15 protein-coding genes are annotated in these 16,188 nt (G+C 51.4%); 7 read left to right on the forward strand and 8 right to left on the reverse strand.

Features of this window, described 5'->3' with window-relative positions; translation table 11 throughout:
* Positions 1-57 precede the first annotated feature (57 nt).
* A complete protein-coding gene (gene argE / locus AC2UZI_RS00840) occupies positions 58-1,206 on the forward strand; it encodes an acetylornithine deacetylase (RefSeq protein WP_486941938.1) in 1,149 nt (382 codons plus the stop codon).
* Between the two features lie 144 nt (positions 1,207-1,350).
* On the forward strand, positions 1,351-1,599 hold the full coding sequence (locus tag AC2UZI_RS00845; RefSeq protein ID WP_486941939.1) for a GlsB/YeaQ/YmgE family stress response membrane protein: 249 nt from the start codon (positions 1,351-1,353) through the stop codon (positions 1,597-1,599).
* Here AC2UZI_RS00845 and AC2UZI_RS00850 read toward each other — a convergent pair.
* Genes AC2UZI_RS00850 through AC2UZI_RS00870 form a run of 5 tightly spaced genes read right to left on the reverse strand, consistent with a single transcriptional unit; the run spans position 1,596 to position 6,554 of the window.
* Positions 1,596-3,053 carry a GTPase/DUF3482 domain-containing protein gene (locus AC2UZI_RS00850; protein ID WP_486941940.1) on the reverse strand — a complete coding sequence of 486 codons (1,458 nt, stop codon included), beginning with the start codon at positions 3,051-3,053 and terminating at the stop codon, positions 1,596-1,598. The two genes, AC2UZI_RS00845 and AC2UZI_RS00850, sit on opposite strands and share 4 nt — an antisense overlap.
* 9 nt (positions 3,054-3,062) lie before the next feature.
* Complete coding sequence (locus AC2UZI_RS00855; protein ID WP_486941941.1) at positions 3,063-4,475, reverse strand: DUF2868 domain-containing protein; 1,413 nt, start codon at positions 4,473-4,475, stop codon at positions 3,063-3,065.
* Positions 4,476-4,484: 9 nt separating this feature from the next.
* Positions 4,485-4,982 (reverse strand): TPM domain-containing protein, encoded by a 498-nt coding sequence (locus tag AC2UZI_RS00860; protein ID WP_486941942.1) that lies wholly within the window; start codon positions 4,980-4,982, stop codon positions 4,485-4,487.
* 14 nt (positions 4,983-4,996) lie between these two features.
* A complete protein-coding gene (locus tag AC2UZI_RS00865; RefSeq protein WP_486941943.1) occupies positions 4,997-5,917 on the reverse strand; it encodes a TPM domain-containing protein in 921 nt (306 codons plus the stop codon).
* A 40-nt stretch (positions 5,918-5,957) separates the two neighbouring features.
* Positions 5,958-6,554, reverse strand: a complete 597-nt coding sequence (locus AC2UZI_RS00870) for a LemA family protein (RefSeq protein WP_486941944.1) — start codon at positions 6,552-6,554, stop codon at positions 5,958-5,960.
* A 359-nt stretch (positions 6,555-6,913) separates the two neighbouring features.
* On the opposite strand from AC2UZI_RS00870, the gene AC2UZI_RS00875 reads away from it, so the two are divergent.
* From AC2UZI_RS00875 to AC2UZI_RS00885, 3 genes are all read left to right on the forward strand, one after another.
* On the forward strand, positions 6,914-8,293 hold the full coding sequence (locus AC2UZI_RS00875) for a DEAD/DEAH box helicase (RefSeq protein ID WP_486941945.1): 1,380 nt from the start codon (positions 6,914-6,916) through the stop codon (positions 8,291-8,293).
* Positions 8,294-8,428: 135 nt separating this feature from the next.
* Positions 8,429-10,045, forward strand: a complete 1,617-nt coding sequence (locus AC2UZI_RS00880) for a peptide chain release factor 3 (protein ID WP_486941946.1) — start codon at positions 8,429-8,431, stop codon at positions 10,043-10,045.
* A 167-nt stretch (positions 10,046-10,212) separates the two neighbouring features.
* On the forward strand, positions 10,213-10,845 hold the full coding sequence (locus tag AC2UZI_RS00885; protein ID WP_486941947.1) for a hypothetical protein: 633 nt from the start codon (positions 10,213-10,215) through the stop codon (positions 10,843-10,845).
* A gap of 132 nt (positions 10,846-10,977) precedes the next feature.
* Here AC2UZI_RS00885 and bfr read toward each other — a convergent pair whose 3' ends face one another.
* From bfr to rpoN, 3 genes are all read right to left on the reverse strand, one after another.
* Positions 10,978-11,451 (reverse strand): bacterioferritin, encoded by a 474-nt coding sequence (gene bfr, locus AC2UZI_RS00890; protein ID WP_486941948.1) that lies wholly within the window; start codon positions 11,449-11,451, stop codon positions 10,978-10,980.
* A 164-nt stretch (positions 11,452-11,615) separates the two neighbouring features.
* Complete coding sequence (locus AC2UZI_RS00895) at positions 11,616-11,891, reverse strand: bacterioferritin-associated ferredoxin (protein ID WP_486941949.1); 276 nt, start codon at positions 11,889-11,891, stop codon at positions 11,616-11,618.
* Positions 11,892-12,095: 204 nt separating this feature from the next.
* A complete protein-coding gene (gene rpoN, locus AC2UZI_RS00900; protein ID WP_486941950.1) occupies positions 12,096-13,475 on the reverse strand; it encodes an RNA polymerase factor sigma-54 in 1,380 nt (459 codons plus the stop codon).
* A gap of 7 nt (positions 13,476-13,482) precedes the next feature.
* Between rpoN and AC2UZI_RS00905 the strand changes: the two genes are divergently transcribed.
* Both AC2UZI_RS00905 and leuA read left to right on the forward strand, forming a co-directional pair.
* Positions 13,483-14,076 carry a hypothetical protein gene (locus tag AC2UZI_RS00905; protein WP_486941951.1) on the forward strand — a complete coding sequence of 198 codons (594 nt, stop codon included), beginning with the start codon at positions 13,483-13,485 and terminating at the stop codon, positions 14,074-14,076.
* Between the two features lie 291 nt (positions 14,077-14,367).
* Entirely contained in the window at positions 14,368-16,065 is a 1,698-nt protein-coding gene (gene leuA / locus AC2UZI_RS00910; protein WP_486943686.1) for a 2-isopropylmalate synthase, read from the forward strand.
* The last annotated feature ends 123 nt before the right edge of the window (positions 16,066-16,188 follow it).

Genomic DNA, 16,188 nt, shown 5'->3' on the forward strand with positions numbered 1-16,188 from the left:
TTCCGGCGCAAGTGCCTTATGCTGTCCAGTATTTAGTTTCTGCAGGAGAACCGCCTCGTGTCCCCCACCAGCTTGTCGTTACTTGAACAACTCATCGCCTTCGATACCGTATCCCGGCAATCTAATCTTGATCTTATTCAATTTGTCGACGACTACTTAGCGAAGCTAGGCGTCAAGGCAACGCTGATCTACAACGACGACCGTAGTAAAGCCAATTTACATGCCCTAATCGGGCCGGCCACCGAGGGCGGGGTGGTGCTATCGGGCCACACCGATGTGGTGCCCGTCGACGGCCAACCGTGGGACACAGACCCTTTTGTAATCAGCGAACAAGACAACAAACTGTACGGCCGCGGCACCTGCGACATGAAAGGCTTTCTTGCTGTAGCGCTCGCTAAGGTTCCAGACATGCTGAAAGCCCCCTTAAAGCGTCCTGTGCATTTGGCTTTTAGTTACGATGAAGAAATCGGCTGCCTCGGCGCCCCCCGCTTAATTGCTTATTTGTCACAACACAAAGCTAAACCTCACGCCGTTATCGTTGGCGAGCCCACCAGCATGCAAGCCGTGGTGGCACATAAGGGCATTGTGGCGTTTAAAACCACGGTTACTGGCCATGAGGCACATTCCAGTCAGGTACAACGTGGCGCTAGCGCCGTTACCATCGCCGCCCGATTAGTCGCGTTTATTGACGACCTCATGCAAGAGAATCAAACAGCAGCAAAACCAGACAACGCATTTATTCCGCCCTACACCACCTTGCATACCGGCGTCATCAACGGGGGAACAGCCATTAATATTATGGCGCGTGAGTGCTCATTTATTTGGGACATCCGCAACCTGCCAGGTGACGACACGCAGCCCTATATCCAACGCGTGATCGACTACGGCAATCAGCTACTTGCTCCGCTGCAACACCTGAGCGACACGATTGGCATTCACCATCAGCAACTCGCCAACGTGCCAGCGTTGTCGGATCAGGGTGGGCGTGCACAACAACTTGTAAATGAAAGCTTGAATCAACCCGTGCAAAATGTGGTGCCTTTTGCGGCAGAAGGTGGTCAATTCCAAAACGCCGGTTTTGATGTGGTCTTATGTGGACCGGGATCCATAGACCAAGCGCATCAGCCCAACGAGTACATTGAAATCGAACAATTAACCCAATGCGAACACTTTATGGACCAGCTCATCCAACGCTTAAGCCGTTAAGCGCACGTTAAGTTTTTACAAATATTGACACTTCTCGCCTGTCTCTTAGCGCTACAACACTAGACGATGGGCACGGCCGACTCTAAGATACCTAGTACTGCACAGCCCGATTACTGCAGCCTCAACAACGTAACGGAGAAACAAATGGCTTTTATTTGGATGCTCATTGTCGGTTTTGTCGTTGGTTTAATTGCACGGGCCATCATGCCAGGGTCGCAAAACATGGGCCTTATCTTAACGACCGTTCTTGGTATTATCGGGGCGCTAGTGGGCGGCTTTTTAGGCCAAGCGCTAGGACTGTACTCAGAGGGCTCTCAAGTCGAAATTATCGGCTCGATCGTCGGGGCCATTATTGTGTTGTTTGCCTACGGTCTTATTGCTAAGCGAGGTTAGCCTTTCGCTGCATCTTGATGAGGCGCGGCCTGATGCAACTGAGCGGCTAGCTCAATCACCACCTGCTCTCGTCGCGCTGAAGCCGCATTCTGGCTTAGCATTGAACACCAATCTACATGACTACGCGCTTCCAGCAATACCGCAGGAAGCGCTTCTTTACGCCAATCGATACCATGCGCCGTCTGATCATGATGCTGATCATCATCCGGCGCCAAAGCCAATGCCGAGCGCGCAATCGCAATGGGCACTTGTGCGGCGTGACCACGGGCCTCAAGCGCATGGATCAATGCTGTTTGTCGCAACGCCAGCACGCGTATCACGCTTTCATCCACGCTAAGCTCCATCTTTCCGCGCCATTTACCCATTAGACGCTGGCCCCACTTATCGAACCCCTGCCACAAACCGCCGGCGGCCGCACCAATGACAGTGCCGCTACCCAGACTAAAGCCCAATGTCAGCATATCAACCGTTGCGCCCGCTAAGGCTCCGGCTGCCACACCCTTGCCCACATGCACACCGAGATCTTTTAAGACATCAGGGTTAAATAAATCGGTTTCCCATCGCGTTCCATCAAGAGAGAGTTCATCAGCCAAGTAATCACGTGACGAGAAGTTAAAGCGTTTAAGTAAGGCTTTGACGCATCGCTCTTCACGTTGCCGTATTTGAGTACGCATTTGTTCAGTGCTGTCGTGAATCGCGCGCTCGTCGGGCTCGCTAACTAAACGCCACGCGGTCACGTCCACCAACATATCCGCCAAAATACGCCACGCTTCGCTTAACCGTTGTTGGCGTTGCAGCGTTACGTTCGCGATCAGTGCTTTTAAGGCCGCCGAATGAGCCGCCCCCAGTAATAGTGCGAGTCGCTCGTAAAGTTGCGCCTCACCACCCAGTGCTGGCGCCACCGTGTCAAATTCGGCAATAGCGTGCAGGCCCACCTTGGCCAGCGCTTCTCGCCACTCGTCGATGCGCTGCTCGTTACTGCGGATGAAATTCAGCACCGGAAGCAATGGCTTACCGCTGCGGGCTAATACCCGTAATTCATCCTCGTGTTTCGCCAACACCGGATCACGGACATCGATCACATACAAACCCGCATCCGAAGCCAGCAGTTGCCGTAGCACTCGCGCCTCTTGTTCGAACCGCCCTACCGCCTCTGGCGTATCAAAAAAACGTTGGAGACTACTGGGACCATCAAGACGCTCACCCGGTTGCGCCAGTCGTTCCAAATACTCCAGCAACGCCATACTGTCTTCAATACCCGGCGTATCAAAAAACTCGACAACCAGAGCCTCATCAACACTTAGCCTTACCCCTTCCACATGACGTGTGGTGCCGGGGCTATTACGCACTTCGCCAAAGTTGGCATCGCGCGTTAGGGTACGTAATAACGAGGTCTTACCCGTGTTCGTATGACCCACCACCGCTAAGCGCAGCGCCACCGTATCTGATTTCATGCCTGCACCTTAACGTAATAACAACGCATCAAAATGGCTAAAGATTTGCTCGGACTCAAAACCGGCCGCTTCTAAACGATACAACCACGACTGCAAACGTTCTGGGTTATCCGGCTGTTGCGCCGTGGCATACAGCACCACACTGCACTGTTCACCATAGGCCCTTAATTCACTCAACCACGCTATGACCCCGCGATCAGGCGTTTGGTGGGCGTCACACACCAGCACCAAATGAGCCGCTTGCTGTTGCTGTAGTCGCTGCAATAACTGTTGACGTTGTGCTCGGCTATCAACGACGCCCGCGTCTTCCCATGCGGGCGGTAGCGCTGAAGGTGGCCAAGCTTTGGTGTCCGCTAGCTCGACCCCCACCACCAACGTTGGCGCATTAATATCGGGACGCACCATTACGGGTTGCACTGTCTCTACGCGATCTGCTGGCGCTTGAGCATCAATACCCACCCGCTCAGCCATGGGCATTAAACGATCACGGTGCTCGGCAAAACCGGGCATGCTGGTGTCAATATGCAAGGCTCGCAGCGTAAGTAACCATCGTGCACCACAAAATAACAAGGCCAGTAACCGAGGTAACAGGCCATAAGCCACTAGGCACCCCAACACCCAACCCGACCAAAGACGTTGCTCGCTCGCGGAAAGCCGCTGCAAGCCGTCACTGCGATGAATCAACTCGGCGTCAGGTACACTAAAGCCCAGCAAACTTGGCAGTGCCCCCAGCGATTGCACCACACTGACAAAATACTCAGGCGATAACAATGTGGTTTCCCAATTAAAACCATAACGACGCGCTGAAAAAGCCCATAACAAGGCCAAGATGGCGGCAAATGTTGCGCAAAACCACAACAAATGGGTAGCGGTGCCAAATACCCAACGCGCTAGGCCATGTCGTCCCAGCACATTCATACCCGCGCCAAGCATCAGCCCAGCCTCTGGGCCTCGTACAAAGCGTTTAGTCAGCCACAACCAAAGACGCCCTAAAGGGTTCAAGCTCGTGTCGGCTTTTTTCGGCCACCCCAAGCTAATACCCCACCCTATAAAGCTCAATACGTTCAACGCCAATAACGCCGACACTGCTGTTAATACATTAATGTTCCCAGTATTTCCCAGCACACCATATGCCGCCAATACGCCGGTAACAACCGCAACAAGCATCAGTAACGGCAACGCCAATACGGCAAGCTGACGTATCTGATCGTATTGTTGAACTAAGCCTTCTCGCTGGGCAATAAGCTGGGCACGGCACACTATTCGTTGCACAAAACTGCCGCCTTTCGCCATGCTACGACGCGTCTCTGCAGCGTCTTCCACAGGCCCCCACGTCGCTTCTTTAACTCGCAACGATTCAACAAGACAGTACTCTTTAAACGAAAGGCGATCGGTAGATGAGACGTGGCTATAAGAGGACATAAGGCTCGTTTAAATTAATACGGGCTCGTTAGGCAAATGATTGGTGTCAGATTGCCCTTCTTTAGAAAACGGCGCATGCATTGTTAGAATGCCTTCAATATTTTCTACTGCTTGAAGCAAACCTTCCACGTACTCTTTACGCACAAACGCTTGCTGTAAGGTAGTGCATACCGTATGCCACTGTTCGGACGACGCGGTGATCCCCCGATCCGCAATAATTTCTATGCGGCGCTGATCCAACGCCAAATAAAGCAAAACCCCACTGTTTAGCGGAGTATCCCAAACACGCAGGCGCCCATATACCTCAAGGGCGCGCTGATAACTGTCACTTTCGTGACTAGGCATCACCGCTTCGATGGCTAAGACTAGCTCGCCACTGTGGCCCTCTTCGCTACGACGTATACGTTCGGCCACATGCGCCATAACTTCAGCATTAAAGTGTCGTCGCCGTAACCACTGGCCCTCGATTTGCGCTAAGCCCGTCACCTTCTTGATTGTGCTTTGCATCGCTTTTCCTTTTTTTACCAGCTACCTGAGGCACCGCCGCCGCCACTACCTCCGCCACCACCACTTGCGCCGCCGCCCATGCCTCCGCCGCCAAATCCGCCACCACCACCAAAACCACCACTGCTACTGAAGCCACCTAAACCCCCAATGGCGGCTCCGCGTCGCGAAGCACGGCCCGAGTTAGAACGGCCCCCAGCACCAAAGGCTTTACCAACTTTAGCGATGACGAATGCGACAAGTGCTCCGATCAACGCAATAGGAATACTCCAAAACATCAAGAACACAAAAAAGCCGATGGCAAAAGCGGCAAACCACGCTGGCATCAAAAAAGCCATAAATGCCAGCGGCAATAACATAACCAGCGGCCCTTCATCGGCGTAGGCCTCTTGGGCATCCGCCGGCGGGGGAAGTGCTTCGCCATTGACCAGACCCACTAAGGCATTCACCCCCGCCTCGATGCCTCCGACATAGTCGTCCAGTGCAAATCTTGGCGTGATGTATTCACGAATAATTCGTCCACTTTGTAAATCCGTTACGGCCCCTTCTAAGCCATAACCGACTTCAATGCGCAAACGCCTATCTTCTTTGGCCACGACGAGCAAAATGCCATCATCAATGCCTTGACGCCCTGGGCGCCATTCGTCGAACACCCGTCGTGCGTAAGACTCGATCGTGTCCTCACCCGTAGTGGGTACGAGCAAGACAAAAATTTGGGCACCTTTTTCGCGCTCAAGCGTTTGCAATTGCGTGCTAAGTGCTTGCTTTTGTTGTGTATTAAAGGTGTCGGTGGTGTCTGTCACCCAGTCGTTTAACGGTGGAATGGGTGTGGGCTGGGCCCACACCGGCGCAACCAACACCAGTGACATCAAGGCGCAAAGCCCAACCAATACACATTGACGCCAGCGCATCAACAGAGTTAACGGCATGATGGTCATACGCTATACCCCTTTACGTCATCACTTAAGCGGTTGCAGGCTAGGGAATATCAAATTCAACGACTGGACTGCGACGTATCTCGTCTTCCCGAGACACCCCATAGTTCTCTTTAACGTCATAACCGAAAATTTTGGCGGTAATCAGCGTCGGAAACTGACGGATGTAGAGGTTGTACTCTTGAATGGCCTGAACGTATCGGCCACGCTCGGTCGCGATACGGTTCTCTGTTCCCTCAAGCTGCGTCATTAAATCGCGAAATAAACCATCGCTTTTTAGCTGTGGATAATTTTCAGACACGGCAATTAAACGAGACAATGCCGAGCTTAACTGGCCTTGGGCTTCTTGGAAGCGCGCCATTAACGCAGGGTCTTCTAAATCATCCACGTTAATATTGATGCTGCCCACCCGTGCACGCGCCTCGGTCACGTCCGTCAAGACCGTGCGTTCGTTAACCATATAGGCATTCACAGAACTTACCAATTGCGGCACTAATTCAGCCCGGCGCTCGTATTGGTTTAAGGTTTGAGACCAAGCCGCTTTAACCTGCTCGTCTAAACGCTGGATGGTGTTGTAACCACAACCGCTTAACATCAACGCTATGACCGATACCCACAGCAAGCGAAAATAGGTTTTCATACTGTACTCACGAAAAAAACGAATAAAAAGAGTATCCGCTAGCCGCTTTCACCACAAGTGCAGTTCACATTGATTGTCATCATCATCGGGTTGGCAGCGCATGGCCTATCGGAAACATCCAACGTAATTTTTATACCACTATCCAATTCTATCCGGTTTCGTGATCGCTCTGGTATGAGAAAAGCTGCAGTGATCTTGCGAAACGCGTTATACTTAATCCTTTACGCGACACACCAATCGTTGCGTTATCTCTGCGGGTTACTCATACCTGCCTTGGCATATCCGCCATCAACCACTCTAATCGTCAGCCTCGATTGGTATTGCCTTAATGCGCAATAGGCTAGTCGCTGGAAAAACTTTTGAACTCTGAAATTACTTTTGCCTCCCTAGGTTTGGCAGACACTCTTCTGCACGCCGTTACGGATGCTGGCTACACACACCCCACGCCCATTCAGGCTCAAGCCATCCCACAGGTCATGAAAGGCGGTGATTTACTCGCTGCAGCACAAACGGGTACGGGGAAAACAGCAGGCTTTACCCTGCCCATACTGCACCGTCTGGTCTCCCAACCCGCGACACAACGTAAACCGGGTTGCCCACGTGCACTTATCCTTGCACCAACACGTGAATTGGCCGCGCAGGTTGAAGAGTCCGTTCGCTTATACAGCCGCAACACCAATATACGTTCTTTGGTTTTGTTTGGTGGCGTGAATATCAATCCACAGATTCGCGCCCTTCAGCGTCCCATCGATATTGTGGTCGCCACCCCCGGTCGCTTGCTTGACCATTGCCGTCAAAAAAACATCGACTTAAGTCAGGTAGAAATTGTGGTGTTGGACGAAGCCGATCGCATGCTCGACATGGGCTTTATCCGCGATATTCGACGCATCCTCAGCTTGATGCCATCCGAGCGACAAAACTTGCTGTTTTCCGCCACGTTTTCACCTGAAATTCGCGAACTCGCACGTAATACCTTACGTAACCCCATCGAAATTTCAGTCACCCCTCGCAACACGGCCTCTGAACTCATCACGCAACAAGTGATATTCACCGAGCAAGCCCATAAGCGCGAGCTCATCAGCCATATCATTCGTCAAAGCGGATGGCACCAAGTATTGGTGTTTTGTAGAACCAAGCATGGCGCTAACCGTTTGGCAGAAAAGCTCACCAAAGACGGCTTAAATGCTGCAGCGTTGCACGGTAACAAAAGCCAGTCGGCTCGCACTCGCGCTCTCGACGGCTTTAAAACCGGTAAAGTCGTGGTGCTCGTTGCTACCGACATTGCGGCCCGAGGCATCGATATCGATCAACTGCCTTACGTGATTAACTTCGAACTACCCCAAGTACCCGAAGACTACGTGCATCGCATTGGCCGCACAGGACGCGCTGGTAGCGAAGGCCTTGCCTTATCGTTAGTCGATCGCAGCGAAAACAAATTGCTACAAGCCATCGAACGCTTGATCACACGCGATATCGAACGCATTGAAATCAACGATTTCGAGCCCCCTGCCCGTAGCGCCCAAACGGAACAAGCCGATTCACCACGTCGACATAGTGCACCACGCCGTCACGATAACCCTCGCGCTGGACAAGGTGCCCGACGCCCCAACCGCAACAGCGGTTCTCGCTCTGCGTCGGCCTCTGATCGCTCGCGCGGAGCCGACTCGCAAGGCCGACGTCAATCGTCACAACGTAGTCGCACAAACCGCCCATCGGCACCTACCGCTGCATCCACCTAATTGGAAATTGTCATAGCACGGTAACCGTTACACTAGAGCCAGCCGCTTTTGCCGCACCCATGTTTGTCAACGCGGCTGCGCTCTTATTAATCTATCACTAGCTCAGAACACCCGCTGCTCCGTAGAGGAAAACCCATGTCTGCCGGCGATTTAAGCAAAGAAGTCAAAAAACGTAGAACATTTGCCATTATTTCTCACCCCGATGCGGGTAAAACCACGCTAACTGAAAAGCTACTGCTGTTTGCGGGCGCTATTCAAATTGCGGGCAGTGTTAAATCACGTAAAGCAGAGCGCCACGCTTCCTCCGACTGGATGGAAATCGAAAAACAACGTGGTATTTCTGTGGCCTCGTCGGTCATGCAAATGGAATACCGTGACTGTGTCATTAACCTACTCGACACACCCGGGCACCAAGACTTCTCGGAAGACACGTACCGTGTTCTAACCGCTGTTGATGCGGCGCTAATGGTCATCGACGCCGCAAACGGTGTAGAGCCCCAGACCATTCGTCTTTTACAAGTGTGTCGTGCGCGCAATACGCCCATCATCACCTTCGTCAATAAGTTAGACCGTGAAGTTCAAGAGCCTCTGGATTTAATCTCTGAAATCGAAGAACACTTGGGAATGGAAGCCATTCCTTTCTCGTGGCCAGTCGGTATGGGTCGCGCCTTTGGTGGGGTGTTCAACATACAAAAAGAGCATCTGCACGTCTTTACCTCAGGCAAAGAGCACCGCAGCGCCGACGACGAATTACTTCCCGGTTTGCACAACCCCGAGACCGAAGCGCGCTTTGGGGCCAACTTCCTAAAAGCCCAAGACGAAATCGAGCTCATCAACGAAGCCGTACCTGATTTTGATCACGACGCTTTTTTAGCAGGGAAACAAACCCCTGTGTTTTTCGGCTCTGCTATTAACAACTTCGGCGTACAAGAAGTGCTTGATGCCTTGGTTGACCTTGCTCCCTCGCCCGGCCCGCGTGAAGCCTTACAACGTACCGTGCTTCCACAAGAAAATAAATTTAGCGGTATGGTGTTTAAGGTTCAAGCCAATATGGACCCCGCACACCGTGACCGCGTGGCTTTCTTACGCGTTAGCTCAGGCCATTTTCAACGGGGCATGCGCCTAAAAGTCTCGCGTACGAATCGCGAGATACGTCCTAACAACGTGGTGTCGTTTTTATCGCAGCGCCGCGAATTACTAGACGAAGCTTACGCAGGCGACATCATCGGTATACCGAACCACGGCATCCTTCAACTTGGTGATGTGCTCACTGAAGGCGAAACCCTACAATTTACGGGCTTACCTTTCTTCGCGCCTGAACTGTTTCAAGCCGTTGAGGTCAAAGACCCTTTGCGCACGAAGCAGTTGCGTGTGGGTTTAACCCAGCTGGGTGAAGAAGGTGCGATTCAAGTGTTTCGCCCCTATATTGCCAGCGGTACGTTATTACTGGGCGCTGTAGGCCAACTGCAATTTGAAGTGGTCGCTCATCGTTTGAAAACAGAATATAACGTCGACGCACGACTATCACCGTCGCGCTACAATTTGGCGCGCTGGGTGACTGCCACCGACGATAAAGTTATGAAAAAGTTTATCGACAGCAACGCTGCGAATATTGCTTACGATGTGGTTGATGCCGTGGCATTTTTGACCAGCTCACCGGCCCAATTACGCGTGGCGCAAGATTTGAATCCGGGCATTGAATTTCATGCCATGCGAGAACACAGCGGTCATCACTTTGGTGATGGCGTCTAATACCATAGGCCTGCCCTATTCGACGGGTAAGCAGCATTACGCTTACACCCGTCGGATTCTGTCACAAGCCCATCGGTGGTTTTCGCTACAATGTTAGGCAATCGTTATGTAACTCATGTGTCGCCGAGTCAACTAACGAGCTTTTTTATCACGGACCCTTAATTATTATGTCCTGGCGTTTACTTATTGTGGTGTTTTTAATGGCGATCGGCGCCTCGGTATGGGGTGGCATTGCCTTAGGCAACTGGCTCATCGAACACGGCCCTTTACGTGCGCCAAATATGGCCGAGCTTATCGAGCCAACAGTAATGCCCACACTGGATGCGGATGGCAAGCCGTTCACAGCCATACCGCCACAACCGTTAATTAACGGTCGTTTGGGTGTACCAGACCCTATTGATCCAATAGACTGGGCCATTAACAATCCGTCTGCCGACAAAGACAACCCTCCTATTGCCTTAGCAACCACCCGAATCACAATGGCCGAGGCGCAAGCAGCATTGACTCGTTCAGACAGCGGGCTACAAGGTATCGCGAATGTGGGCAACCTTGGTCGTCCTAATGCGGCCAACACTGAAATTCAGCCTGTGGATATCTCTACCCCTCCGCCGCCCCCACCACAAGTCGTGACGGGTACCACTGATCCCCAGTGGCAAGGCGCACTGCAACGTGAACTTCACGCCTGCTCTCAGCGTAGCTTCTTTGACAGGCCAAGCTGCTCTTGGGATGTACGCAATAAATATTGCGGCCCAAACAATGCTTGGGGTCGGGTGGCCGGTTGTCCAAGTAAGTCCTTCTAATCTGACCGACAACCCCTACCACACAGCATTGCACAGCGCCTATAACGGTGGCGCTGAGCACAAAAAAGCTTCTTGGTGTTCTGCCTACGTCTGGGGCAGCTCCAAGAAGCTTTTTTGCTATCAATATAACGGTTACTCGTCGGACATCTGCGACTGTAGGTAGTTATTAATGCCTACTTTTTCGACCAGTTCGATCTGTGTTTCTAGCCAATCGATGTGCTCTTCGGTATCGATCAAAATCTTTAGCAATAGATCACGAGAAACGTAGTCGCCCACCGACTCACAGTAAGCGATACCTTCTTTCACGGTAAGCTTTGCGCCTTTCTCTAGGCTAAGATCACAGCCCAAGATTTCGGGCACATCTTCACCAATGCGCAGTTTATGTAAATCTTGTAAATTGGGTAGACCATCCAGCATAAAAATACGCTCGATAAGCATATCGGCATGTTTCATTTCGCCGATGGACTCATCGTATTCGTGCTTACCTAGCTTATCGAAACCCCAGTGATTTAACATGCGCGCATGTAAGAAATACTGGTTAATTGCGGTAAGTTCGTTTTTTAGCTGCTGGTTTAAATGATGTATAACTTGTGTATCGCCTTTCATACGCGCCTCCTGATGGTTAACACCTGTGTGCAACCACCACTATAGCAGCCAAACGGCGAACACAGCGCACTATGCCCATCAAAGATAGGCTAATTACGCTGGCACAGTTCATCACTATTTCTACGTATTACAACTCAATCTGGGCAGAAAATAATAAACGTCGCTCAAACGACCAAAGCAGCGTAAGCAGGCATGTGCACAGGATGCACTTCCGTGTCCAACGACGTGTGCTCTACATCGCGAGTCACTTGGGTCACAAACATCGAGCTTTCACCCGCGTATTGCCCCCCTGGAAGGTACTCAATCGCTGTATCGGCGCACGACCCGCAACACGACGCTACGCCCAGCTGGCCCTGTAGGTCAGCCATGGAGGTCGCCCCTTGAGAGACGGCTTGCTTAACTTGACGCTCGGTAATGGCGTTACATATACAAATATACATGAGAACCATTATCATCCGTAATTACATTCTTTGCAATACACATTCGGCAAGTCCCAGCCGTTCCCTCCTAGGAATAACCCTAAAAAAATGCAAAAAATGTGGTGTTTATGCAATTACTTCATATAAACAGCAACTTATAGCGATGGTGAGGGGCGCCTTTCTGATGGCCAACGACCAAAAATACGCAACGTGAGCAACGTCGTCTTAACGAGTTGGGGTGACCATTGAACGAACTTTACGCTGTGGGGCCGCTTCTATGCCCAGTACATCGCGATACTTGGCGACAGTGCGTCTGGCTACGGTAATACCCTCTTTAGCCAACAATTTTGCTAGCGCATTGTCTGACAAAGGCTTCGATTTTGATTCATCAGCAATAAACTCACTAATACGTGCTTGCACCGCACTAGGTGCAATCGAACTACCGTCCTCATTGCGTAACCCTTCGCCAAAGAGCGAGCTTAGCTCAATCATGCCACTGGGCGTTTGCATGTACTTCTGACGCGTCGCACGCGACACAGTGGACTCGTGCAGATCAAGCGCCACGGCAATGTCCCTAAGTATTAACGGGCGCATCGCGGCTGGACCATAATCGAAGTAACTTCGTTGATGATTCACAATGGCCTGCGCCACCCGCGCGATGGTGTGATGACGATTATGTAGGTTACGTATTAACGCTTGTGCAGCCTGATGCTGCTGAGCTAGCTCTGGGTGCTGCTGCGGGTTCCAACCATCCAGTTGGGCCAGTTTCAGTTTGGGCACAATCGCCGGATTAAGCTGTGCGATCCACTGGTTTCTCACCCGCGTTAGCATGACATCCGGCACCACATACTCGGCAACATTGTCTGTCCACGGCTCGCCAGGACGCGGATTAAAGCTAAGTAATAAACGATAGACCGCTTGTGCTTGCGATAAGGTTGTGCCCAAGGCATCCGCTAAGCGCTGCACACTTCCTGTGGATAAATACGTTAAATACTGATCAATCGTCGTTATGGCCGCACGTCGTAACGCTGGGCTTACCGCCTTTTGCTGGCGATCAAGCTGCACGCGTAAACACTCGCTAAAAGAGCGCGCACCCACACCGACGGGGTCTAACTGCAGTAACTGTTGATGCGCCGCTTCGACATCGGCCAAACTCAACTCAAGTTCCGCCGGTAAATAGCTTAAAAACTCGTCCAAACCGCAAGGCAAATAGCCATTGTCATCTAACTCATCGATTAAAAGCTCAAGCAAGGCTCGCTCGCGTGGCGAGTTGTGGCTCATGATGAGTTGCTCTTTGAGATAACGCGCTAAACTAGGACGCTCAGCAGGCTCGGGAAACCAATCGTTATCGTCATCGGATGAGCGGTTGGCAAAACCCAACATCGCACTTTCAGCAACCCTGCTAGCCGATGCGTGACCAGCAAATTCAGTGCCATACTGTTCACTATCTATACGTTCCAGCATGGGGTTATCGAGCAGGGCTTGTGCCACCTCCTGCTCTAGCTCCAGCGTCGACAATTGCAACAGTCGTATCGACTGCTGTAATTGTGGTGTCAGCGCTAGTTGTTGCTGCTGACGTAACTCCAACGACTGATTAGTTTGCATAAATACAATGAATCATCCCATTACCGAACCAAGGTCATTACCCAGTGCTCAAGATAGCACCGTATTGCGCCGTACTATCATCAAACTGACCGCCACACAGAAGATACTTAGTGCCAGCGTTATTGTGGTGTTAGCCCTCGTTTGGTGGGATCTACTCAACCGACTCATCGCCTTTGGACGCGGGATCGATTACAGCGGGCTGGGGGCTTTAGGCTTAGACACCATCGCATTAATACAGCATTACAATCCGTTTTTTTGGTGGACAGTCGTCGCTATTTGTACCTTCATTATTGCCTATTTTCTCTATCGTTTTACACTACACACCCACCGGATATGGCAAGCTCGCTTGGTCAGTGAAACTGTCTTCGCTGAACTGGTTACCCAACTCTCGGCTCCGGCCTGTGAAGTCATTAACTGGGCATGGGAAGACAGACGGCATCCTATTACCATTGGCGACTTACAACGCGCCGCTACCGAGTTACGCGCCAACCGCTTTTCAAAAATCAGTTTAGCGGCACACCATGCCTCATTGATCGACGCTCGGTGTAAACGTGCGACAAACGATGAAAATCACTTGCAATCTGTTGAGTTTCGTGTTTGACTATCGTCATGGAACATTCGCGCAAGAACTCTCTTAACAATTCGATCAGCAACCACTCGGTGTGCTTCGGCTTGTCGCGCGCGTTAACAAACCCGTCCTTAGGTTTGTCTTCTTTAGTCCCTACCGCACTACTACCACTACTCCTAGCGCCCGGTTGCCGGGCCTAGAGTCTCGTGGCAGCTCGGCAGCCATTACCAGCCACCTCATTTGAACACCGTCACTGGTTATTCAAGTCGTTTGTGGCTCTAGTGGCGGTGAAAAGTTACTTAGCCTTTTCGCCCGACAGGTGCAATCATGATTTCCAACCCTTCAGAAAAATACATACCCTTCTCTCCATTTGAACGAGACTTCGCCGAACGCACTTGGCCCTCCAAGCGTATCGAAAAAGCGCCCATCTGGATGTCTACTGATTTGCGCGACGGGAACCAAGCGCTAATCGAGCCGATGAGTGTGCCTCGCAAACTCCGTTTTTTCGAGTTGCTTGTAAAAATTGGTTTTAAAGAAATTGAAGTTGGCTTTCCTTCTGCCTCGCAAACCGATTTCGACTTTGTGCGTAAATTAATTGACGAGAACCGCATTCCAGACGACGTCACGATCATTGGCTTAACGCAATCACGCCAAGACCTTATCGAACGCACCGTCGAAGCCATGGCAGGCGCGAAGACCTCAATGGTTCACTTGTATAACGCATGTGCTCCGGCCTTCCGTAAAATTGTGTTTAATATGCAGCCCGATGAAATTAAAAACATCGCGGTCACTGGCACGCGCTTAGTCAAAGAAGCCATTAAGGCGCACCCTGAAACCACATGGCGTTACCAATATTCGCCCGAGGTCTTCAGTACCACCGAGCCCGAGTTCGCCCTTGATGTCTGTAATGCCGTGGTAGAAGCCTGGAGCCCAACGCCAAACGATCCTATCGTCTTGAACTTACCCGCTACCGTCGAAGCCACTACGCCCAACCTATATGCGGATCAAATCGAATGGATGCATCGCAATCTAAACCATCGTGACAGCATTGTTTTAAGCCTTCACCCCCATAACGACCGTGGCACCGCTGTAGCAGCTGCCGAGTTTGGTGTCATGGCCGGCGCCGACCGTATTGAGGGCTGCTTATTCGGTAGTGGCGAGCGCACCGGTAACGTTTGCTTAGTCACCTTGGCTTTGAACTTATACACACAAGGCGTGCATCCAGGGTTAGACTTTTCTGATATTGATGAGGTACGTCGCTGCGCCGAAGAGTGCAACCAATTGCCTGTACATCCTCGTCACCCCTATGCTGGCGATCTGGTCTTTACCGCTTTCTCGGGTTCACACCAAGACGCCATCAAAAAAGGCTTTGCCAAACAGCAGCCTAACGCGCCATGGGAAGTCCCTTACTTACCGATTGATCCCGCCGATTTGGGTCGTAACTACGACGCCGTGATTCGCGTTAATAGCCAATCTGGTAAAGGTGGTGTCTCGTACTTGCTTGAGCAAGAGCACGGCTTAGTCTTACCACGTCGCTTACAAATCGAATTTAGCCGAGCCATTCAGCGCGTCACCGAAGAAACGGGCAAAGAAGTAACGCCGGATTCCGTGCACACCATATTCACTCAAGAATACTTAGACACCCAAGGCCCATGGCAGCTGGTTACCCATACCGTCAGCAGCCAACCTAAGCCTGCAGACGGTGGCCAACGTTTTGATATCGAATTGTTGGTAACGGTAGACGGTGAAGAGCGTCGCTTACACGGTCACGGTGAAGGTGCTTTGGCTGCCTTTATTCAGGCATTAGACTTACCCATCAAAGTGATGGATTACAGCGAGCATGCCATTGGTAGCGGCACCGACACAAAAGCAGCCACCTATGTTGAAGCCCGCATTGATGACAGCAACAACGGCTTTGGGGTCGGTATACACCAAGATATTTTGACCTCGTCATTCAAAGCCATTTTGAGTGCGGTAAACCGCTATGAATTAGCCAAACGCGCCAATACCATCAGCGCTTAATAACAGCAGTCACCACACAATTACCCCGTGTGGTGTGCTTACCCTATCCATACAACAGTGATCCTGTTGTTGATAAAAAACGCCTGCTTCATCAAGCAGGCGTTTTGTCTTTTGAGCGTAGTA

It is taken from the genome of Paenalcaligenes sp. DL 463 (genome assembly GCF_057475185.1).